This is a genomic window from Brachybacterium sp. YJGR34, from assembly GCF_003347015.1.
Classification (GTDB): domain Bacteria; phylum Actinomycetota; class Actinomycetes; order Actinomycetales; family Dermabacteraceae; genus Brachybacterium.
Window position 1 is genome coordinate 1 of record NZ_PNFB01000033.1, and the last position, 21,337, is coordinate 21,337.

Annotated in this window: 16 protein-coding genes; 6 read left to right on the top strand and 10 right to left on the bottom strand. The window is 71.7% G+C overall.

Annotated features, from left to right (window positions below):
- The first annotated feature begins 67 nt into the window (after positions 1 to 67).
- Positions 68 to 1,420: a Gfo/Idh/MocA family oxidoreductase gene (locus tag CXH06_RS17765; RefSeq protein WP_114856538.1), complete on the top strand. Its 1,353-nt coding sequence runs from the start codon at positions 68 to 70 to the stop codon at positions 1,418 to 1,420.
- 5 nt (positions 1,421 to 1,425) lie between these two features.
- Entirely contained in the window at positions 1,426 to 3,288 is a 1,863-nt protein-coding gene (locus tag CXH06_RS17770; protein ID WP_114856539.1) for a polysaccharide lyase family protein, read from the top strand.
- A 33-nt stretch (positions 3,289 to 3,321) separates the two neighbouring features.
- Here the strand turns inward: CXH06_RS17770 and CXH06_RS17775 are convergent, their stop codons facing one another.
- Complete coding sequence (locus tag CXH06_RS17775; RefSeq protein ID WP_114856540.1) at positions 3,322 to 3,510, bottom strand: hypothetical protein; 189 nt, start codon at positions 3,508 to 3,510, stop codon at positions 3,322 to 3,324.
- Positions 3,511 to 3,748: 238 nt separating this feature from the next.
- Here CXH06_RS17775 and rhaI point away from each other — a divergent pair, with 238 nt between their 5' ends.
- The 3 genes from rhaI to CXH06_RS17790 are packed head-to-tail and all read left to right on the top strand — an operon-like array spanning position 3,749 to position 8,456.
- Positions 3,749 to 4,927, top strand: coding sequence for an L-rhamnose isomerase (gene rhaI, locus CXH06_RS17780; protein WP_114856541.1), 1,179 nt, complete (start codon positions 3,749 to 3,751; stop codon positions 4,925 to 4,927).
- Positions 4,924 to 6,966: a bifunctional aldolase/short-chain dehydrogenase gene (locus CXH06_RS17785; RefSeq protein WP_157975816.1), complete on the top strand. Its 2,043-nt coding sequence runs from the start codon at positions 4,924 to 4,926 to the stop codon at positions 6,964 to 6,966. Before rhaI ends, CXH06_RS17785 begins: the two co-directional genes overlap by 4 nt.
- Positions 6,963 to 8,456 (top strand): rhamnulokinase family protein, encoded by a 1,494-nt coding sequence (locus CXH06_RS17790; RefSeq protein WP_114856543.1) that lies wholly within the window; start codon positions 6,963 to 6,965, stop codon positions 8,454 to 8,456. The genes CXH06_RS17785 and CXH06_RS17790 overlap by 4 nt, the downstream gene beginning before the upstream one ends.
- A 189-nt stretch (positions 8,457 to 8,645) precedes the next feature.
- Here the strand turns inward: CXH06_RS17790 and CXH06_RS17795 are convergent, their stop codons facing one another.
- The 9 genes from CXH06_RS17795 to CXH06_RS17835 all read right to left on the bottom strand — a co-directional run bounded on the left by CXH06_RS17795 (position 8,646) and on the right by CXH06_RS17835 (position 20,233).
- Positions 8,646 to 9,659 carry a LacI family DNA-binding transcriptional regulator gene (locus tag CXH06_RS17795; protein ID WP_114856544.1) on the bottom strand — a complete coding sequence of 338 codons (1,014 nt, stop codon included), beginning with the start codon at positions 9,657 to 9,659 and terminating at the stop codon, positions 8,646 to 8,648.
- 110 nt (positions 9,660 to 9,769) lie between these two features.
- On the bottom strand, positions 9,770 to 11,218 hold the full coding sequence (locus CXH06_RS17800; protein WP_232820418.1) for an ABC transporter substrate-binding protein: 1,449 nt from the start codon (positions 11,216 to 11,218) through the stop codon (positions 9,770 to 9,772).
- Between the two features lie 109 nt (positions 11,219 to 11,327).
- A complete protein-coding gene (locus CXH06_RS17805; protein ID WP_114856545.1) occupies positions 11,328 to 13,979 on the bottom strand; it encodes an alpha-L-rhamnosidase in 2,652 nt (883 codons plus the stop codon).
- Positions 13,980 to 14,040: 61 nt separating this feature from the next.
- Positions 14,041 to 14,961, bottom strand: coding sequence for a carbohydrate ABC transporter permease (locus CXH06_RS17810; protein WP_114856546.1), 921 nt, complete (start codon positions 14,959 to 14,961; stop codon positions 14,041 to 14,043).
- The gene (locus CXH06_RS17815; RefSeq protein WP_198684105.1) at positions 14,961 to 15,950 is read right to left on the bottom strand and encodes a carbohydrate ABC transporter permease; all 990 of its coding nucleotides are present in this window, start codon (positions 15,948 to 15,950) and stop codon (positions 14,961 to 14,963) included. The genes CXH06_RS17810 and CXH06_RS17815 overlap by 1 nt, the downstream gene beginning before the upstream one ends.
- Positions 15,947 to 17,353 carry an extracellular solute-binding protein gene (locus CXH06_RS17820; RefSeq protein WP_157975817.1) on the bottom strand — a complete coding sequence of 469 codons (1,407 nt, stop codon included), beginning with the start codon at positions 17,351 to 17,353 and terminating at the stop codon, positions 15,947 to 15,949. Before CXH06_RS17820 ends, CXH06_RS17815 begins: the two co-directional genes overlap by 4 nt.
- Before the next feature lie 136 nt (positions 17,354 to 17,489).
- Complete coding sequence (locus CXH06_RS17825; RefSeq protein WP_114856548.1) at positions 17,490 to 18,761, bottom strand: cytochrome P450; 1,272 nt, start codon at positions 18,759 to 18,761, stop codon at positions 17,490 to 17,492.
- A 63-nt stretch (positions 18,762 to 18,824) separates the two neighbouring features.
- Positions 18,825 to 20,042: an NAD(P)/FAD-dependent oxidoreductase gene (locus CXH06_RS17830; RefSeq protein ID WP_114856549.1), complete on the bottom strand. Its 1,218-nt coding sequence runs from the start codon at positions 20,040 to 20,042 to the stop codon at positions 18,825 to 18,827.
- Positions 20,042 to 20,233 carry a ferredoxin gene (locus tag CXH06_RS17835; RefSeq protein ID WP_114856550.1) on the bottom strand — a complete coding sequence of 64 codons (192 nt, stop codon included), beginning with the start codon at positions 20,231 to 20,233 and terminating at the stop codon, positions 20,042 to 20,044. Before CXH06_RS17835 ends, CXH06_RS17830 begins: the two co-directional genes overlap by 1 nt.
- A gap of 106 nt (positions 20,234 to 20,339) precedes the next feature.
- On the opposite strand from CXH06_RS17835, the gene CXH06_RS17840 reads away from it, so the two are divergent.
- Complete coding sequence (locus CXH06_RS17840; RefSeq protein WP_157975818.1) at positions 20,340 to 21,242, top strand: AraC family transcriptional regulator; 903 nt, start codon at positions 20,340 to 20,342, stop codon at positions 21,240 to 21,242.
- Positions 21,243 to 21,337 lie beyond the last annotated feature (95 nt).

The window sequence follows — 21,337 nt, forward strand, 5'->3', positions numbered from 1 at the left end:
GCCTCCTCCCCGCCCCCCTCCATCCCGCCCGCCGCCCGGCGGGCACCCACCGCACCGAAAGGGCACCATGACCGCTCCGACCCCCGTCCCCCGCCGCTATGCGGTGATCGGCACCGGGCACCGTTCCGAGATGTACCTCCGGGCGCTGGCCGACTCGCACGCGGAGCACGCCGTCCCGGTCGCCTTCGTGGATCCCAATCCGGTGCGCATGCAGTACTACGTCGACCTCGTCGCCTCCCTGCACCCCGAGCTCGCACCGCCCTCGCGGTGGGCGCCGGAGGAGTTCGAGCAGATGGTCGCCGCGGTGCGACCGGACGCCGTCGTGGTCACCACGCCCGACGCCCTGCACAGCGAGTACATCGTCGCGGCGCTGACCCACGACCTCGATGTCGTGGTGGAGAAGCCGATCACCACCACCGCCGCGAAGGCCCGCGCCATCGCCGAGGCGGCGCAGCGCTCCGCCGGGTCCATCACCATGACCTTCAACTACCGCTACTCCCCGCGGAACTCCCTGGTGCGCCGCCTGGTGGCCGACGGGGAGATCGGCACCGTGACCTCCGTGCACTTCGAATGGCTGCTGGACACCGGGCACGGCGCGGACTACTTCCGGCGCTGGCACCGCGAGAAGGAGATGTCCGGCGGGCTGCAGATCCACAAGGCCAGCCACCACTTCGACCTCGTCAACTGGTGGCTGAGCGATGCGCCCACGACCGTCACGGCGCTGGGCGCGCGGCGCTTCTACGGCGCCGAGCACGCCTCCGAGCATGGTGTGGACCCCGCGGCGCGCACCAGCCGGCAGCTGGCGGCCGAGGATCCCTTCCGCATCGACCTCGCCGCCGACGAGAGGATGCGCCGGCTGAACCTCGAGGCGGAGAGCGCCGACGGCTACGCCCGCGACCAGAACGTCTTCGGCGAGGGGGTCAGCATCGAGGACACCCTGAGCATGCTGGTGGGATACCGCGAGGGCGCCGCCCTCACCTACTCCCTGCACGCCTACGCCCCGTGGGAGGGCTACCGCGTGGCGCTGAACGGCACCCGCGGCCGGATCGAGCTCGACGTGGTCGAGAAGCCGCACCGGGCGCCGGAGGAGACCGAGATCGATCCCAGCGCTCGGGCGGAGGACGGCGCCGCGGACGGGGCCGAGGCGACGGTCGAGGTGCGACCCCGCCGCAGCGTGCTGCGCCTGCAGCGACAGTGGGAGCGTGCCGTGGAGGTGCCCATCCCCGAGGGCCGCGGCGGGCACGGCGGCGGCGACGCGATGCTGCTCGACGACGTCTTCGGCGTGCCCGCCGAGGATCCGCTGGGGCGCCGCGCCTCGTGGAGGGACGGCCTGCGCAGCGCCGCGATCGGCATCGCCGCCGAGGAGTCGATGCGCACGGGGTCCACGGTGGACGTCGCCGCCCTCGGCATCGAGCTCTGAGCGCCGTGGGCGGAGCGATCCGGCCCCGCGTCGAGGAGAGCGCCGAGGGAGTCGTGCTGGACAACGGCCGGCTGCACCTGGAGGTCTCGCCGGCCCTGGGCGGTCGCCTCACCGCGCTGCGCCTGGACGGCCACGAGCTGCTGGGGCCGCGGCGCACGGGCCGCTTCGACCAGGTGGTCCGGGTGCTCGAGCCGGAGCTCGCCCTGCCCGCGGCCGAGCCCAGCTGGAGCGTCCGCGAGCTCGAGGACGCGGTGCTGCTCGAGGTGAGGGTGCCGCCGACCACCGCCATGCCGTGCACGGCGGTGCGGAGCTATCTCCTCGCCGCCGAGCAGACCTGCGTCCACCTGGCCTCCCGTTTCGAGCACGCCGCGGAGCACCCCGCCGTGGCCCTGGACCAGCACCGCGTCGTGTGCTGGCTGGATCCGGAGATCTTCACCCACATCGATCTGGAGGACGATGCCTTCGGCACCCCGTGGCGGGCGGAGGCATCGCGACTGCCCACCCCGGAGGACCTGCGGCGGGGGCGCACCGTGATGGATGCGACGACAGACCTGGCGGGGACGGGGAGCGCCTCCGCCCGGCGGCACCACACCAAGTACGACTGGGCGGTCTCCCTGCGCGACCACGCCGTCCACGGCCTCCACGGGCACCTGGACGGGCGGCGGGTGGGGGCCTACGCGGTGCTCGCCGACCGCAGCACCTTCAACGGCGGGCCGGACCGGCAGGATCTCACCGCCCACCAGACCGAGGACGGCCCCGTGCTGCTGCTCGAGCCGCAGGCCACCCACTACGGCTCCCGGCCCGTGCTGCTGCGCGGGGAGTCGGCGCGGACCTACGGGCCGATGTTCCTGCACCTGGGATGGGCCGAGGTGCCCGACGGGGACGATGCGGTCGACGCACCCGGGGCGGCCGCGCGGCTCCGCGCCCAGGCCATGGCGCACCTCGGTGACGAGTCCGCGGCGCGGCTCTACGACCGCGCGAAGCCGGCCGGCTGGGTGCCCTCCGGCCAGCGGGTCCGCGTGCAGGGGACCGTCACCCGGACGGGGGCCGTCCCCGAGCCCGTCGGCCCCGCGGAGCTCTCCGCCGCCGGTGTGCTCGTGATCCTCTCCGAGTCCGGGGTCGACGCCCAGGACACCGCCGGCGGCTGCCAGCACTGGACGGGCCTCGGCGCCGACGGCGGCTTCCGCCTGGACGGTGTGCGCCCGGGCACCTACCGGCTCACCCTCCGCGAGGACGGGGTGTGGGACGAGCACGTGGTCGATCCCCTCGTGATCACCGAGGACACCTCCCTCGACCTGCACTGGCACCGCCCGGAGCCCACCGAGGTGCTCTGGCGGATCGGCTCCCCGGACGGCACCTCGCTCCCGTTCACCGGCGCCGCGGCCGCCCGCCGCTTCGCGAGCACCGCGGAGTATCCCGAGCTCTTCCCCGTGGGGATCACCCACGACGTGGACGACCCGGAGGCGCCCTGGTACTTCACCCAGCCGCAGACCACCGGAGCGGGCCCCGGCATGCCCTGGCGGATCCGCTTCACGCTGGACGAGGCGCCCGCGCCGTCGGCCCGGCCGCGCCTCCGCCTGGCGCTGGCGGCCTGGTCCCTCACCGAGGCGGTCCCGAACCCGGGCGTGCCCAGCACGCTGTCGATCCAGCTGGGCGAGGCCGCGCCGATCCTCTGGGAGTTCTCCGGCGACGACGCCCGCGGCGCGGTCTACCGCAGCGCCGCCTGGGGCCGACGCTTCCGCCGGGACCTGGTGCTGGACCCCGGCCTGCTGCGCGCGGGGGAGAACGTGCTGACGCTCGCCGTGAACCCCGGCGGCGCGCTCGCCGTGCAGGCCACCTGGGACGCCCTCCAGCTCGAGCTGGCGTGAGGCGCGGGGCACCTCGCAGGGCGCTCCGCCGAGCTAGCGGGCCTGCTCGCCCCGGTGGTGCGGGACCTCCTGGGCCGATCGCCGTGCGCGACCCCGCCCCGGAGCGAGCCGTCGCACGGCCCAGACGATCAGGCACACCACGGCTGCGCAGACGGCGAGCATGCCGAGGAGGACGACGACCTCCCAGGCGCCGACCCCGAAGAACCCCATCATCTGTTCCATCTCTCCCCCTCGTCCTCGAGGATGCCCGCTCCGCGGCGCGTTCCGGGCGCTGCCCTCGACTCCGGTCCGACGCTACCGGACCGCGCCAGGGAACCGCTTCCCCCTCCGCGGCGGCGCATGCTACCGTGCGCTTGAGTCGTTTCAACACGTGCCTCGGACACCGCGCCCGCGGTGCTCGCCCACCCCGCGCCGCCGACGGCGCGGCGCCATGCCGAGGTCTATCCGCGAGGAGCCTGCCATGCCCACCCCCGCCACCCTGCCCTCCGAGGTCGCCCGCGACCTCACGGAGTTCTCCATCGAGGTCCCCAGCTGGGCCTACGGCAACTCCGGCACCCGCTTCAAGGTCTTCGGCACCCCCGGCACCCCGCGGGACCCCTTCGAGAAGATCGCCGACGCCGCCCAGACCCATCGCGTCACCGGCCTCGCCCCGCGCGTCTCCCTGCACTACCCCTGGGACAGGGTGGAGGACTTCGGCGCGCTGCGCGAGTACGCCGCGGAGCAGGGCGTGACCCTGGGCATGATCAACTCCAACACCTTCCAGGACGACGAGTACAAGTGGGGCTCGCTCACCGCGGGCGACAAGACCGTGCGCCGCCGCGCGATCGACCACCACCTCGAGTGCCTCGAGGTCATGCGCGCCACCGGCTCGAAGGAGCTGAAGATCTGGCTGGCCGACGGCACCAACTACGCCGGGCAGGACTCGATCCGGGCCCGCCAGGACCACCTGGCCGAGTCCCTCGCGGAGATCTACCAGGGCCTGGGCGAGGACGAGCGTCTGGTGCTCGAGTACAAGTTCTTCGAGCCGGCGTTCTACCACACCGACGTCCCGGACTGGGGCACCAGCCTCCTGCACTGCCTCGCCCTCGGCGAGCAGGCGCTGGTGGTGCTCGACACCGGCCACCACGCCCCCGGCACGAACATCGAGTTCATCGTCGCCCAGCTGCTGCGCCAGAACCGCCTCGGGGCCTTCGACTTCAACTCCCGCAACTACGCCGACGACGACCTCATCGTCGGCTCCGCGGACCCCTTCCAGCTGTTCCGGATCCTCTTCGAGATCGTCCAGCAGGATGCGCACCGCCCCGCCTCGGGCGTGAACTTCATGCTCGACCAGTGCCACAACATCGAGTCCAAGATCCAGGGCCAGATCCGCTCCGTGCTCAACGTCCAGGAGACCCTGGCCAAGGCGCTGCTGGTGGACCGCGAGGCGCTGGCCGACGCCCAGGAGCGCCACGACGTGCTCGAGGCGCACGGCATCCTCATGGACGCCTTCTGGACCGACGTCCGCCCGGCGCTGGCGGCGCTCCGGGAGGAGCAGGGCCTGCCGGCCGATCCGTTCGAGGCCTTCCGCGCGAGCGGCTACGAGGAGAAGGTCGCCGCGGAGCGCGTCGGCGGGAACCAGATGGGATGGGGAGCATGAGCACCGCACGCGAGACGATCGACGCGCTCCTGGAGCGCTCCAACGCCCTGGGCGCGGATCCGCGCAACACCAACTACGCCGGCGGCAACACCTCCGCGAAGGGCACCGACACCGATCCGGTCACCGGCGCGGACGTCGAGCTGCTGTGGGTCAAGGGCTCCGGCGGCGACCTCGGCACCCTGCAGGAGAAGGGCCTGGCCGTGCTACGCCTGGACCGTGTGCGCGCCCTGCGAGAGGTGTACCCGGGCGTGGAGCGCGAGGACGAGATGGTCGCGGCCTTCGACCACTGCCTGCACGGCACGGGCGGCGCCGCGCCGAGCATCGACACCGCCATGCACGCCCTGGTGGACGCCGCGCACGTGGACCACCTCCATCCCGACGCGGGGATCGCGCTGGCCACCGCGGCCGACGGCGAGGCGCTGACCCGCGAGGTCTTCGGCGACGCGGTCGTGTGGGTGCCCTGGCGCCGGCCCGGCTTCCAGCTGGGGCTGGACATCGCCGCGATCAAGCAGGCGAACCCGCAGGCGATCGGCTGCATCCTGGGCGGTCACGGCATCACCGCCTGGGGCGAGACCTCCGAGCAGGCCCGCGAGAACTCCCTGCGGATCATCCGCGAGGCGCAGGCCCACCTCGATCGCCACGGCGCCGCCGAGCCCTTCGGCGCCCACGACCCCTCCCGGGCGGTGCTGCCGGAGAGCGAGCGGCGCGCGAAGGCCTCGGCCCTGTTCCCCGTGATCCGCGGGCTCGCCTCGACGGACGCGCCGATGGTCGGGCACTGGACGGATGCCGAGGACGTCCACGAGTTCCTCGCCTCCGAGAAGCTCGCGTCGCTGGCGGAGCTGGGCACCTCCTGCCCGGACCACTTCCTGCGCACCAAGGTCAAGCCCCTGGTGCTGGACCTCCCCGCCGAGGCCTCCGTCGAGGACTCGGCGGCGCGGCTGAGGGAGCTGCACGAGGCCTACCGCGCGGACTACACCGCCTACTACGAGCGCCACGCCACCGCGGGCTCCCCCGCGATCCGCGGCGCGGACCCGGCGATCGTGCTGGTCCCGGGCGTGGGCATGTTCTCCTTCGGCAAGGACAAGCAGACCGCGCGCGTGGCCGGCGAGTTCTACGTCAACGCCATCCACGTCATGCGCGGGGCGGAGTCCGTCTCCACCTACTCCCCCATCGACGAGGCGGAGAAGTTCCGCATCGAGTACTGGGCGCTCGAGGAGGCGAAGCTGCAGCGCATGCCGGCCCAGAAGCCGCTGGCGCGCCGCGTCGCCCTGGTCACCGGCGGCGGCTCCGGCATCGGCAAGGCCACCGCGCAGCGCCTGGTCGCCGAGGGCGCGCACGTGGTCATCGCGGACCTCAACCTCGACAACGCGCAGCAGGTCGCCGAGGAGCTGGGCGGACCCGACAAGGCGGCGGCGCTGAAGGCCGACGTCGCCGACGAGCAGGCCGTCGTCGACGCCGTGCGCGAGGCGGTGCTGTTCTTCGGCGGGCTGGACCTCATCGTCAACAACGCCGGGCTCTCCCTGTCCAAGCCGCTGCTGGAGACCACCGCGAAGGACTGGGACCTCCAGCACGACGTCATGGCGAGAGGTTCCTTCCTGGTCTCCCGCGAGACCGCGCGGGTGATGATCGACCAGGCCATGGGCGGGGACATCATCTACATCTCCTCGAAGAACTCCGTCTTCGCCGGCCCCAACAACATCGCCTACTCGGCCACCAAGGCCGATCAGGCGCATCAGGTGCGGCTGCTCGCGGCGGAGCTGGGCGGGGAGCAGATCCGCGTCAACGGCATCAACCCCGACGGGGTGGTGCGCGGCTCGGGCATCTTCGCCGGCGGCTGGGGCGCCTCCCGCGCCAAGGTGTACGGGGTCGAGGAGGAGAAGCTCGGCGAGTTCTACGCCCAGCGCACCCTGCTCAAGCGCGAGGTGCTGCCGGAGAACGTCGCGAATGCGGTCTTCGCCCTGACCGCCGGGGACCTCTCCCACACCACCGGCCTGCACGTCCCGGTCGACGCCGGGGTCGCCGCCGCCTTCCTGCGATGAACGGGGAGGGACGAGCAGCGTCCGACGCCCCGGCACGGATCGCCGTCGCGGCGATCGACCTGGGGGCGACCTCGGGCCGGGTGATGCTGGGCGTGATCACGGGCGGCCGGATCGACCTCCAGCAGGCGCGGCGCTTCGAGAACCACCTGGAGACCCGCGAGGGCCACCTGAACTGGGACATCGAGGCGCTCTGGGTGGAGATCCGCGAGGGCCTCGCCGCCGCGCACCAGCGCGCCCTCGCCCAGGGGCTGGATGGCCTCGCGGCGATCGGCATCGACTCCTGGGCCGTGGACTACGGCCTGGTGGGGCCGGACGGCGCGCAGATCGGCGAGGTGATCGCCTATCGCGACCACCGCACCGACGGCGTCGCCGAGCGCGTCGCGGCGACCGTGCCGGCCGCGGAGCAGTTCGCGCGCACCGGCATCGCCCAGCAGCCCTTCAACACCCTGTACCAGCTCGCGGCCGACGACCGTCTCGCGGATCTCCCGGCGGGCTCGCACCTGCTGATGATCCCGGACCTGGTGGCCTTCCGCCTGACCGGGCAGCGGCGCACGGAGCGCACCAACGCCTCGAGCACCGGGATGCTCTCGGTGACCGAGCGCGACTGGGACGAGGAGCTGCTCGCCGCCGCCGGCGTGGACCGCTCCCTGCTGGCGCCGCTGGTCGCGCCCGGCGAGCAGATCGGCACCGTCGGCGCCGCGCTGGGGGCGGAGCTGGGGATCGGCGAGGTGCCGGTGATCGCTGCCGGCTCCCACGACACGGCCTCGGCGGTCTTCGCCGCGCCGGCCCGCGAGGACGAGCTGGTCGCGTACATCTCCTCGGGGACCTGGTCGCTGATCGGCCTCGAGCTGCCCGCCCCGGTGGTCACCGAGGAGGCACGCCTGGCCGGCTTCACCAACGAGGGCGGCGTGGACGGCACCATCCGCTTCCTCAAGAACGTGGCGGGGATGTGGCTGGTCACCGAGTCGATCCGGCAGTGGGAGGGGGGCGGCGCGCGGGTGGACCTCGGCGACCTGCTCGACGCCGCGGCGGCCGTTCCCGGTGACCGCTTCCGGATCGATCCCACGGATCCGGAGTTCCTGCCGCCCGGGCGGATGGCGGACCGCGTCATGCTCGCGGCGCGCCCGATCGCCGGGGCGGAGGAGCGCCCGCGGACGCCCGCGGAGCTGGTGCGCTGCATCCTCGAATCGCTCGCCGAGACCTACCGCGAGGAGCTGCACGCCGCCTGCCGGCTCGCCGGGCGACCGCTGCCCGCGCGCCTGCATGTCGTCGGCGGCGGCAGCCGCAACGCGCTGCTGAACCAGCTGACCGCCGATGCGCTGGGCCTCGAGGTGGTCGCCGGACCGATGGAGGCGACGGCGCTGGGCAACGTGGCGGTCATCGCCCGGGCCCTCGGCGCACTCGACGACGCCCCCGGCGCGGCCCGAGCGGCCGTCCGGGCGAGCGTGGAGCTGGAGTCGTTCACGCCGTCGGCCGACGCCGCGGGCTGATCCCGCCGACCTCTCGCGCACCCCTCCGGCCCCGCCGGCACCGCCAGCCCCGCCGGCACCGGAAAAGGTGCAGTTCCGATCCACAAACCGGCTCGAGCTGCAACAGAACCGCACCCTTCTCGCTCGACCCGCGCGGCGGGACCGGCGTGGCGGGACCGGCGGCACCGGCCCGGCGGGCCGGCCCGGGCCTCAGCCCGTCGTCGACTCCCGCTCCACGAGCGTCGGGGTGAAGCTGACGTGCCGCGGCGCGGCGTCCTCGCGGGCGATCTCCTCCTCGAGCAGGGCGAGCGCGGTGCGTCCCATGAGATCCGAGGGCTGGGAGACCGAGGTCAGGGGGACCACGGTCGAGCTCGCGAAGGCGATGTCGTCGTAGCCCACCAGGGCGATCTCCTCGGGGACCGCGACCTGGTGGCGGAAGGCGAAGGCCTGCAGCACGCCGACGGCGAGCAGGTCGTTGACGCAGAAGAGGGCGTCGGGGCGCTCGGCGGCCGGGCGGGCCACCACCTGCTCGCCGATATGGCGCCCGGCCAGCACGGTGAGATCCTCCGCCTCGAGCACCTCGAGCGCGATGCCCGCCGCCTCGGCCGCGCGCCGGGCGCCCAGCAGACGGTCGGCGACCTGGCGCAGGTCCTGCCGGGCCGCGACCACGCCGAGGCGGGTGCGTCCCAGCCCCGCGAGATGCCGCACGGCGATCTCGCCGCCGGCGATGTCGTCCACGCTCACCGAGGAGCCCTCCGTCCGGTCCCGGCCGCTCTCGACGAGCACCACGGGCGTGCCGCGGCGGCGGATCTGCGCCACCAGATCGCGGGTGCCGCCGGTCGAGGCCAGCAGGATGCCGCGCACCCGCTGCTCCTCGAACAGCGAGAGGTAGAGCCGCTCACGCTGCTCGCTGTTGGTGGTGCTGCCGGCGATGACGGCGAGCTCCGAGGACTCGGCGGCCGCCTCGATGCCGCCGACGAGCTGGGCGTAGAACGGGTTGCCGGAGTCCAGCACGATCGCGCCGACGGTCCGGGAGCGACCCAGCTTGAGCTGGCGGGCGGCGTCGTTGCGGACGTAGCCGAGCTCCGCGATCGCCGCCTCGACCCGCTCGCGGCGGTCCGGGGAGACGATCGCCGGCCGGTTCAGCACGTTCGAGACGGTCCCCACGGAGACCCCTGCCCGCCGTGCGACGTCCTTCATGCTCACCAGGCGGCCAGCGGCCACGCTCCCACGCTCCTCGTCTCGTCCGTCCGGTCCCGGAGCGACGCGCCCCGGGACCGTGATCCGGCGACAGTACCGCGCCGTGATCGCTTCTGCCTGTGCGGCGCCGGTCCTCAGCTCAGCGCGGACTCGGACTCGGCGATGGCCGCGGCGACGCCGTCGGCCACCGAGACGCGGCCGAACAGCACCTCCTCCATGGCGCGCTGCATAGCGTCGCCGACGGCACCGCCGCCGGGCGGCGTGATCGGCGGGGGATCACCGAGCTCCTCGGCGATCGCATCGATGTAGTCGAAGACCTTGAGGTCGCTCTCCCCGAGCTCACCCGCGATCGCCTCGCGCACCTCGAGGTTCGCGGGCACGCCGCGCTCGGCGAGCAGGATCCTGCCGGCGTCGAGGCTGTTGGTCAGCCAGTCCACGAACTCCACGGCCTCCTCCTGCAGGGCCGAATCGGCCGCCACGGCGAAGTACATCGAGGCCTTGTACCAGAGCTTCGCATCGGCCGCGGAGCCGGTCATGGAGGGCAGGCGCAGCATCCGCACGGTGCCGTCGAGGAGGTTGTCGAAGCTGACCAGCTGGTTCGACCACTGCGACTGCAGCGCCACGGTGCCGACGGCGAACATCGACTGGTCCACGGTCTGCCCGGACTCCTCGACCGCGGCGTCGGCACCGGGGCAGGCGCCGGCCTCCTGCAGGCGCACCGCGAGGTCGAACCACTGGGTGAGCTGCTCGGCCGTGAAGCCCAGCGACGAGCCGTCGAACTTCTCCCCGCCCAGCTGGCGCAGGAAGACGGACTGGTTCGGGTCGCCCTGGATCCCGAGCTGCTGGACGCCGTAGGTGCCCTCGGGGGTGCTCTCGGTGATCCGGGCGGCGATCTCGACCAGATCGTCCCAGGTCCAGGTGGTGTCGTCCGGCATCTCCACCCCGGCCTCCTCGAACACAGCCGGGTTCGCGAGCAGCACCGGGGCGTTGACCCCGGCGTTGACGGCGTAGAGGGTCCCCTCGACCTTCCCCGCGTCCAGGGCGGAGGGGTCGAACTGCGCGGGGTCGAAGGCGGTGCCGCCCATGTCCAGCAGCACCCCGCGGCTCGAGTACTCGGCGAGGTACCCCTCGTCCATCTGCATCACGTCAGGGGTGTCGCCGCCGGCGACCTGGGTGGCGAGCTTGTCCCAGTAGCCGCCCCAGTCGGTGGGCTCGCGGCTGATCGTCAGCTCGGGGTGCTCCTCGAGATAGAGATCGGCGGCCTCGTTGGTCTGGGCATCGCGGGTGGTGTTGCCCCACCAGTAGAAGCGCAGGGTGGTGCCGTCGCCGGAGTCGTCGGAGCCGCCGCTCGCGTTCGGGCCGCAGGCGGCCAGGCCCAGCAGGGCGGGTGGGGTGAGGAGGGCGGCGCGGCGGGGGATGCGGGGGCCGAGAGGGCCCACGGGAGCAGGTACTGACATCGTGTTCTCCTTCGAACAGGTCCCGGCCCCGACGCCGGGCGCGAGATCCAGCTGCTGGGCGACGCCGCGAACCACTGCCAGCAGCGGCACGGCACGGTCCGAGGCCACCATCGGCTCGGACGACACGTCGCTTGAGTCGTTTCACAGCGTACTGCGCATCAGATGTCCTGTCCGGGAATCGGACTGTGCCGCGCTCCCATGACGGACGCGGAGAACACAGAGGGCGTTCCCGGCATCACCCCGTCGCCACCGACCAACTCCCATGGCCGAGCTCGACAGCCCCCTGCGGCAGGTCCAGGAGGGCGGTCGCCCCGACGGGCACGGTCACCTCGATCTCGAGCCGCCGATCTCCCTCCCCTCCTTCGAGCCTCCAGTCGATCGCCGCCCGCCCGCGCGGAGTGGTCAGCGCGGCGCCGGCGTGCGTGAGAGCTCCCCCAGGGCGGGGCGCGAAACGGATCCGCTCGTACCCCGGCGCGAGGGGTTCGATCCCTGCGACGACCCGGTGGAGAAAGTCCGCGACGGACCCCAGCGCATAGTGGTTGAAGGAGGTCATGCCGCCCGAGTTCACCCGGCCGCTGGGGAGGACGGAGTCCCAGCGTTCCCAGATCGTCGTCGCCCCCTGGGACACGGGATACAGCCAGGAGGGGCATTCCTCGGTGGCGAGCATGGCATAGGCGTCCTCGAGATGCCCGGACTGGGACAGGGCATCGCAGATGACGGGGGTTCCGGCGAAGCCGGTGCCGATGCGGTGCCCGTTCTCACGGACCAGCTCCGCGAGGCGCACGCCGACCGGGCCGGTGGGGTCCACGAGCCCGAAGACGATGGCGAGGGCGGAGGAGGTCTGGGAATCGTCCCGCACCACGCCATCCTCGGTGAGCCATCGCGCACTCCATCCCTCCTTGATTCTTCTCGCCAGAGCGGCATACCTCTGCGCGTCCTCCTCCTTGCCCAGGGCGGTCGCCCACCGAGCAAGAACGGACGTGGAGCGATAGGAGTAGCAGCTGGCGACGCAGTACTTGTCGGCCTTGGCGGCCGCGGCGTCCTCCGGGGGCGCCGTCGGATCCAGCCAGTCCCCGAACTCGAAGCCGTCGTGCCGCTGCAGCTGGGCATCGGACGTGGCGAGGACGCCGTCGACCCAGGAGCGTGCCGAATCCCACTGACCGGCCAGCAGATCCGCGTCACCGAAGGCCATGAACAGCGCCCACGGCGTGAGGACCGCGACGTCGCCCCACACCGCGGCGTGATGCACCGGCGGGTCGCCCTCGGGAAGGGTGGGCACATAGAAGGGGATCCCACCGTCCTCGTACTGCTCGAGGGAAAGATCCCGAAGCCAGGAGCGCAGCACGCCCGCGCAGTCGTAGAGGAATGCCGCGGTCGGCGTGAAGACCTGCAGATCACCGGTCCAGCCGAGACGCTCGTCGCGCTGCGGGCAGTCGGTGGGCACATCCACGAAGTTCCCGCGCATGGACCACACCACGTTGGCGTGCAGCTGCTCGAGTCGGGGGTCGGAGCAGTGGAAGGATCCGGTGCGCTCCATATCAGAGTGCATCACGCGCGCCACCACGTCGCCGTCGGCCAGTTCGCCTCCCGGCCAACCCTCCAGCTCCGCGTACCGAAATCCGTGCACGGTGAAGCGGGGCTCCCAGCTGCTCGTACCGTCGTCCTGCGGCCCGGAGAGGTAGATGTCGGTCGCCTTGGCCGTGCGCAGGGGGCGGGTGGACAGCTCACCGTCCTGCACCACCTCGGCATGGCGCAGGGTGAGACCGAAAGGACCGACCTCGACATTGCGCAGACGCAGACGCCCCGGCAGATTCTGACCGAAGTCCAGCTGGAGGGACCCGGCATCGCCTCGCCGGACGGACACCGGAGCGATCTCCTCGACGGCCCGCACGGCAGGGCCCTCGTAGGGCACCAGCTCGGCGTCGGGCGTCGGCACCACGCGCACAGGGTCCCAGCCGGCGTCGTCGAAACCCGTTCGGGCCCAGCCCTCCGGCTCCTCCGAGCCGTCCCAGCGCTCCCCGTCGTACAGGCCCGACAGGAGGATCCCACCGCGGGATGCCGTCCAGGCGGCGTCGGTGCCGAGCGTCTCGGAGGTGCCGTCGGCGTACTCGACGCTCAGCTGGGCGAGCACCGCGAGCGTCTCCCCATAGACGTTGCGCACCCGATCGTCCCAGGTGAGACGCCCACGGTACCAGCCGTCGCCGAGGCGCGCCCCGACGGTCACGGTCCCGCCACCGGCCGGAAGCAGATCCGTCACGTCGTGCATCAGATAGCGCAGGCGGTGCCCGTAGGACGTCCACCCCGGGGCGAGCTCCTCGTCGCCCACGCGCACGCCCTCGATCATCACCTCGTGCAGCCCCAGGCTGGTCACGGCGAGGTTCGCGCGCCGCACCGGGCCGCGCAGCCGCAGCTCGCCGCGGAGGATCGGCGGGGACTGGTCGATCCGCGTGTTCTCGACCCAGGGCGCGGCGACGAACGGCACCGTCCAGTCCTCGGGCGCGAACAGTCCCGCGAGGATCTCCATCTCCTCGCTCCACGGGGTGAGCGAGCCGTCGGAGCCGCGCACGCGCACGCGCACGCGGACCCGTTCGCCCGAGACGAGAGGGGCGAACGGCCAGTCCACGAGCACACCCGACGCCGCGACCTGCGCCGTGGACGGCGGACCGTCCGCCTCGCCACTTTCTCCGGAGCACCCGAGGAGCTCGATCTCCGCCGCCCCCGGGGTCCAGGACACCGGGGCGTCGGGCACGCGCCAGGACAGGCGCGGCAACGGGGTGGCCACCGGTCCGGTGCGCGCCCGATACTCGGCGGCGAGATCCACCGGGGCAGCGAGGGCGGGGCCCGGAGTGCCATCGCGTCGACAGAGGTCGATCGGGGTATCGGTCATTGGACTGGTCTCCTGGGGTGGGGGTGCGATGCGGCCATCAGGTCTTGCGGAGGCGACTCGGTCAGTCCTTGATGCCGCTCATCGTGATCCCCTGGATGAAGGTCTTCTGGGCGAAGAAGAACAGGATGATCACGGGGATGAGGGTGAGAGTGGAGACGGCCATCAGCGGGCCCGTCGCGCTCTCTCCCTCAGCGCCCTGGAAGAACGTGAGCCCTAGCGAGAGGGTGTACTGACTCGAGTCGGTGAGGTACAACAGCGGCCCCAGCAGGTCGCTCCACGAGGCGAGGAACTGGAACAGCATCACCGCGGCGAGCGCTGGCTTGCACAGCGGGAGGATGACCTGAGCGAAGATCCTCAGCTCGCTCGCCCCGTCCACCCTCGCCGCGTCCGACAGGCTCTCGGGGATCCCGAGGAAGAATTGCCGCATGAGGAAGATGAAGAACGGCACGCCGAAGAACGTGGGGACGACGAGCGGCAGGATGGTGCCCGTCCAGCCGATCTCGCGGTAGACGGTGAACAGCGGGATCATCGTGACGTAGAAGGGGATCATCATCGTCGCGATGAGCAGCGTGAACACTGCATTGCGGCCGATCCAGCGGATCCGCGAGACGCCGTAGCCGACCATGGCGCTGGAGAACGCCGCGCCGATCATCGACAGCACGCTGATCACCACCGTGTTGAGGAAGTACCGGACGATCGGGAACGCCTCCAGCCCGTAGGTGAAGTTGCCCGTCGTGATCGTCTCCGGGAACCACGTCACGGGAAAGGTGCCGATGTCAGCCTGGGTCTTGAAGGCGCCGGTCACCATCCAGAAGAACGGCATGAGGAAGGCGCAGCTGAAGGCGATGAGGATCCCGTGCTTCGCGATCGACTCCGCGACGCGCGGCCACGACAGCGGTCGCCGGGCGGGCGAGGTCGCGGGCGGTGGGGCGGCGGCGACGCGGGGGCCCGTGTGCTCGGCAGTGCGGTCCGTCGTGGTCATCACGAGGCTCCTCCGTAGTAGACGCGGCGTCCCACGAGGCGGTACGCGACGATCGAGATGATGGCGATGAGGACGAACAGGACCCAGCCGATCGCGCTGGAGTATCCGAGCTCGTAGTTGTAGAACGCCGATTGGTAGAGGTAGACGCCGGAGACCAGCGTGGATCCGGCCGGATCGCCGCTCCCCCCGGTGAGCACGAAGGCGGGCGTGAAGTACTGGAATCCCGCGATCAGCCCGGTGATCAGCGCGAACAGCAGGTGCGGGCTGATGAACGGGACGGTGACGTTGCGGAATCTCTGCCAGACTCCCGCCCCGTCCAGCGAGGCCTGCTCCAGCAGGTCCTGCGGGACGCCCTGCAGACCCGCCAGCAGGATCACCATGAGGTTGCCCATCCCCCACAGCCCGAACAGGATCAGGGCGGGCTTGGACCAGGCCGGATCGCTCAGCCAGCCCGGCCCCTCGATCCCCACCAGGCCCAGGACGTTGTTGAGGACGCCGTACTGGGGGTTGAGGACATAGGCCCAGACCACCGCGCTCGCGACGATCGGCACGATCGAGGGCAGGTAGAAGATCACGCGATAGACGCCGATGCCCCGCACGCGCCAGTTCAGCAGCAGCGCCAGGCCCAGGGCCACGGCGATGCCCAGCGGCACCGAGATGACGGTGAGGAAGAAGGTGTTGAACAGCGACAACCACCATTGGTCGTCCTGGAGGAGTCGTGAGTAGTTCTCCAGTCCGACCCAGTTCCTGCTCCCGCCCAGGAGGTTGGCGTCCGTGAAGCTGTTGACGGCGCTGACGATGACCGGCCCTCCCGTGAAGAACACGAGGCCGATGATGGCCGGCGAGGTGAAGAACAGCCCCCACCAGAACATCTGGCGCTGCCGGCGCGTGCGGGGCAGCGCACGCGCGAGCCGCGAGGGCCGCGCACGCGCCGTCGTGGCCACGGAGGGGGGAGCTGGAGCCTCGCGTCCCGGGATCGTGGTGCTCACGAGTTCTCCTTCCGGAAGTCATCCATGGCGGTGTTGACCTGGTCAGCGACCTTCTTGAGGGCGTCGGCGGGGCTGAGCTGCCCGTAGATCGCCGCGCCGACGTTCACGTCCAGCGAGGTCGTGTACACGCCCGAGGCCGGGATGGTGGGGCGGATGTTGCGGCAGGTGAAGAGCGCCTCGTGGTAGATCGCGAGCTCTGGATCCTGCTCGAGCTCGGTCAGTGCCGGCGATGGTGTGTAGCCGGGAACGAGGGTGGAGGTCTCCCAGTTGGTCATCGTTCCCTCGTCGGACATGGTGGCGAACTGCAGGAAGTCCCAGGCCATGTCGTGGTTCTCCGAGTCCTCGGGGATGAAGAGGTTGTAGCCGCCCAGCCAGGTCGCGCTGCCGGGCTGCCCGAGGCCCTCGGCGTAGGGGAACAGGGCGGAGCCCAGCTCCACCAGCTCGGGGTCGCCGTTGAGGGAGACGTCCTGGGCCGCGGCCGTGGTCATCACGGCCATGCCGATGTTGCCGCTGGCGATGGAGGGCAGGGTCTGGGTCGGGGAGCTGATGGCCAGGTGGCTCGCGCCGCCGATCCGCTGCGCGTAGTCGCACATCCAGGTGAGGGCTTCGATGTTGTGCGGGTCATCGGGCGTGGCCACCTCGTTGTCGTCGCTCATGAACGATCCGCCGAAGGCGAATCCGCAGGTGTACATCGAGTTGGAGTAGCCGTAGTAGTCCCACGGCACGGTCCCCACCCGCGTCGCGCTGGCCCCGTCCTTGACGAGGATCTGGTCGGACAAACGGTCCAGCTCGTCGATCGTGGCCGGGGGGACCTCGGGGTCGAGTCCGGCCTCCGCGAAGACCTTCTTGTTCCAGAACATCGGAAAATTGACGTCGACCAACACGGGGATGGAGTAGATGGAGTCGGTGACGGTCATTTGCTCCCAGACAGGTTCGGGGAACTGCTCCGCGCTGATCCCGGCTGCCGTGGTGTAGTCGTCGAGGGCGTGGATGACGCCGTACCCGGCGAGCTGGGGGTATTCGTCAGGCGTGCAGAAGGCGAGGTCCGGGGGTGTGCCGGCGGCGATGGAGGTCTGCAGACGGATCTGCACACCGCCCGAGAGCGGCGCATAGGTCACGCGGACGGCGGTGTGGTCCTGGGACTCCTCATAGACCTCGGCGAGACGCACCCAGGCGTTGCCGGTGCGTCCGCCCCAGATGTTGAACAGCTCGATGGTGTTCTCGCGCCCGGGAGCGGGCTCTTTGTGCAGGCGCAGCTCCGCCTGCTCCGGGGCGACCGCGCCGTCGGCGATCACCTCGCAGCCCGAGGCGCCGAGCGCGGTGCCTCCCATGGCGAGGGCCGCGAGCAGGGTGCGTCGAGCGATGTTGGGGCCTGTCGGGCGCGTGGGCGGTGGAAGTGGCATCGAAAGTGCTCCATTCGTCGTCATTGACCAGGACGTTCTACGGTGACCCTCACGGTCGGCGCGCCGACGCGTGCACCGGGGGCGCTGCGCACGATCGGGGACGTCGGCGTCCCGGACCGGCGGGCCGGAGGTCCGCCTAGGGTTCGGGGCCCCAGGCCACGTGGAGCGCGCCGGCCTCGTAGGTCGCGATCGGATGGGCGAAGGGCAGCGGACGCTCCTGCTCCGCGTCGAGGACGCGCAGAGTCTCCAGACGAGTCAGCAGCTGCCCCACTCCCTCGGCGATCTCCGCACGGGCCAGCTGCTGACCGATGCATCCGTGGGGTCCGTGACCGAAGCCCAGGTGGCCGAAGGCGTCGCGCGAGAGGTCGAACTCCTCGGCCCGCTCCCACCGGGCAGGATCCCGATTGGCCCCCACGGGGGAGACGGACACCGTGCGCCCCGCGGCGACGAGCACCCCGTCGATGTCGACCTCCTCTGTGGCCGTGCGGGGGAAGAGCGTCAGGAACATGGCACCGGTGCGCAGGAACTCCTCGACGGCCGGTGCCACGGCAGCGGGATCCTCGCGAAGGCGACGGGCCTGCTCGGGGTGGCGGAGCACTCCGAGGGTCGCGGTGGTGATGAGGTACGCCACCGAGTCGTGCCCCGCGCTCATGAGCTGGAAGACGAGGCCCTCCGCTTCCCCACGGGTGAAGTCGGACTCGAGCAGATCCGTGATCACGTCCGGGCCCGGACGCCCCGCGCGGCGGGCGATCACCTCCCGGATGAAGTCGAAGCGCTCCTGGAGGGACGCGGCCGTCGTGAACAGCTCCTGGAAGCGGGGGACCAGCTGCTCGGGCACCCCGATGACCTCGCAATGCGCCGCGGCCGCGATGGGCTGGGCGTACTGGCTGAACAGCTCGGCCCGCCCCGCTCGTTCCTGACCTGCTGTCATCGTATTCAGGATGTCGGCGACCGCGCCCCTCAGCCACTCCCGGCGTCTCCGGACCTGCTTCACGGAGAAGCGACTCGTGATGCCGCGGCGCATCCGCCGATGCTGCTCACCGTCCAGGGCCAGGAGGTTCGCGGCATCGATCGATGCCCGGGCCTCCGCATCGAGCGTCTGCTCGATGGAGCTCGCGTCGTCCGTGTCATGATCCGCGCCCTTCTCCCCTGGGGTCGCAGCGCCGACCGTCTCGTCGTGCGGCAGATCCTGCGCTGCGGGGAGGCGGTGGGGCCGCTGACTGAAGCGGGGGTCGGACAGGAGCGCTCGGGCCGCGTCGTATCCCGTCACCACCAGTCCGACGTGACCGTCCTGATACAGGAGATCGGTGGCTGGTCCGGCCGCGCGCCAGGCGGCGAAGGTCGGCGACGGGTGCAGCGGCGTGCCGTCGCGGGGCAGCGCCTGCGGTGCGGAGAAGGGGCAACTCACGAGTCCTCCTGGAATCCGATGGATGGAGAGGGGGGCGACCGGTGGTCCGGGCGGCGTCCGGGCTCATTCCCGGGCGATGGGACGTCGATCGCGGTCGACCAACTGACGAGCTCGCCGAAAGCTCTTCGGCGCATTCCAGCCGACCACACCGTGCACGCGACCGGTGCGGGCGTGCATCGACGCCAGGACGGCCCGGTCGCCGTCCTCTTCGATCGGGCGGAGGCGAGCTTCTCCCGGGAAGTCGCCGTAGACCTGGATCCCCGTGCCATGGATCCGGGACCAGAAGAAGGGCAGCGGCGGCGGCTCCGGGGCATGGCCGCACATCGTGCGGGCCACACGGCGGGCCTGGTCGATCGCGGCGCTCTGATGACCGATCCTCCGCGCGGGGCCGCGCGCCGCGTCCTCCCATCGGGCCACATCCCCCACGGCGAAGATCCCGGGCGCGGCGCGTCCCTGCGCATCGCAGAGGACGCCGTCCGTGAGATCCAGTCCGCTGCCGTGCAGCCACTCCGTGGCGGGGACGGCACCGAGGGCGGCCACCACCAGGTCCGACCGGAGCTCCTCGCCCCGATCCAGGACGATGCGCATCCCGGCGCGGCCGTCGGGGGCCATCCCGCGCACCGGAGCAGCGAGGCGCAGCGTCACACCATGACGACGATGCAGCTCGGAGAGGCGGTCATGGAGGCAGAGGCCCGGGGATCCGATGCCGAGCCTGCCGGACCGGCCCAACAGGACGACGCGGCGACCCGCCCCCCGCGCTGCCGAGGCGATCTCCGAGGCGAGCACGCCGCTGCCGAGGACGGCCACGGTCCGGGACTCCGCGAGCGCGGCGCGAAGACGGACGGCGTCCTCCAGGGTCCGCAGGACCATGACCCTCTCGGCGCCCGTCATATCGGCCGGTCGCACGGCGCGTGCTCCCGTCGCGATCACCAGGCGCCCGTAACGCCAGGTTCCCGCGGTGGTGCACACCGTGCCGCAGCGGACGTCGAGGCCGAGAGCGCGCGCGGTGAGCAGCTCGAGGTCGAGCGCGCGGACATCCTCCGCGGTGCGCAGGGCTGCTCGATCGGGCTCCCACGTCCCCTCGAGCACCTGCTTCGACAGCGGGGGCCTGCCGTAGGGCGGATCGCCCTCCTCGCCCAGCAGAGCGATGCTCCCGGAGAAGCCCTCGGCGCGCAGGGCCTCGGCCGTGCTGAGCCCCGCCAGGGAGGCGCCGACGATGAGCACGTCGGCGCGGTGAGCGCCGGCAGGACCATCGCGATCGGGCCGGCTCGACACGAGCATCAGGGATCGAGCCGCAGCGCATGGGCCGGGCACAGGGCAACGGCACGTCGAGCATCGGCTTCCTGCTCGGGCGCGGGATCCCGCTCGAGGACCTCGACGATGCCGTCGTCGTCCTGGTCGAACAGGTCCTCCGCCACGAGAGCACACTGCCCTGCTCCGACGCACGCGGTGGTGTCGGCGATGAGAGGCATGAAGAGTCTCCTGAACTATGGTCGACTGCGAGCTGAAGCATCACACTAGAATTGTCAGGGCTGGTCACGGTATGTCACAGCGAGGCACTATATGGATATTCCACGCATGCCACGGGAAGAGAGGTCCGCGATGGGGGATGAGGGCATCGAAGCTGGGCCGGTCGTGGTCGCCGCGAACTGGTATGCGTTCCGGCCCGGCGAGACGATCCGGCACGAGCGGGTCAGGAGCCAGTGCTACCTCTGGGTGGTCGACGGCCGGGGGGAGGTCCGCTCCGCGGGGGCCTCGGTGCCGCTGAGATCCGGCATGGTGCTGACCCTGCCCTGGGACCACGACATCGAGTACGTCGCCGACTCCCGGTCCCCGTTCCGGCTCGGCACCGTGCACGTGGTGCCCCGGCACAGCCATACGGTCCCCGTCGTGCCACGAGTCGCGCACGTGCCCGAGGATCCGCTGCTGGAGGACCCGGCCCGATCTGCGGGCCCTCCCCCACCGCTCCGCGTCACGTCTCCGCTGGTCGGCGACACCGCTTCCGACGCCTCCCGCCGCATCGCGGACCTGGGTCGCTATGTGGTCCAGCGCTACTGCGAGTCCTCGTACGACGAGTCGGTGTTCCGTGCGCTGGGAGAGCTGATGGTCGCGGAGTCCGAGGCCCTCCGATGCGGGCACACGGCAACGCGGGGAATCCCCGCCGCGGTCGACGTCATGACGGACTACGTCCGCTCCCACCTGCGCAGTCCCCTGCGGGTGGCGGAGATCGCAGACGTCGGCGGATGCAGTGCAGCCACGGCTGAACGGCTGTTCTCGCGGCACCTCGGATCCTCCGTCGCCGCCTGGGTGCGCAGCGCCCGCCTGCGAGAGGCTGCGACCCTGCTGTCCACCACCAGCCTGCGCGTGGGCGAGGTCGCACGAGCCGTCGGCTTCGCGGACCAGCTCTACTTCTCCCGGGTCTTCCGTGCGACATACGGCGTGCCACCCAGCGCCTATGCCAGCTCGGCGCTGCGGCCCTGAGCTCGCCCCATCACGAGCAGCCGGCAGCGACCCGGTCACCACGCACCCCTCGGAGCGACGAGCCGATGCTCGCCCTCCGTCGTCGCCTCCACCTC

What these genes read in the sequence shown, in the direction of transcription:
- CXH06_RS17820 (WP_157975817.1), bottom strand. Translation starts at nt 17,353, where the DNA reads ATGCCACTTCCACCGCCCACGCGCCCGACAGGCCCCAACATCGCTCGA.
- CXH06_RS17805 (WP_114856545.1), bottom strand. Translation starts at nt 13,979, where the DNA reads ATGACCGATACCCCGATCGACCTCTGTCGACGCGATGGCACTCCGGGC.
- CXH06_RS17790 (WP_114856543.1), top strand. Translation starts at nt 6,963, where the DNA reads ATGAACGGGGAGGGACGAGCAGCGTCCGACGCCCCGGCACGGATCGCC.
- CXH06_RS17775 (WP_114856540.1), bottom strand. Translation starts at nt 3,510, where the DNA reads ATGGAACAGATGATGGGGTTCTTCGGGGTCGGCGCCTGGGAGGTCGTC.
- CXH06_RS17840 (WP_157975818.1), top strand. Translation starts at nt 20,340, where the DNA reads ATGCCACGGGAAGAGAGGTCCGCGATGGGGGATGAGGGCATCGAAGCT.
- CXH06_RS17835 (WP_114856550.1), bottom strand. Translation starts at nt 20,233, where the DNA reads ATGCCTCTCATCGCCGACACCACCGCGTGCGTCGGAGCAGGGCAGTGT.
- CXH06_RS17810 (WP_114856546.1), bottom strand. Translation starts at nt 14,961, where the DNA reads ATGACCACGACGGACCGCACTGCCGAGCACACGGGCCCCCGCGTCGCC.
- CXH06_RS17785 (WP_157975816.1), top strand. Translation starts at nt 4,924, where the DNA reads ATGAGCACCGCACGCGAGACGATCGACGCGCTCCTGGAGCGCTCCAAC.
- CXH06_RS17765 (WP_114856538.1), top strand. Translation starts at nt 68, where the DNA reads ATGACCGCTCCGACCCCCGTCCCCCGCCGCTATGCGGTGATCGGCACC.
- rhaI (WP_114856541.1), top strand. Translation starts at nt 3,749, where the DNA reads ATGCCCACCCCCGCCACCCTGCCCTCCGAGGTCGCCCGCGACCTCACG.
- CXH06_RS17830 (WP_114856549.1), bottom strand. Translation starts at nt 20,042, where the DNA reads ATGCTCGTGTCGAGCCGGCCCGATCGCGATGGTCCTGCCGGCGCTCAC.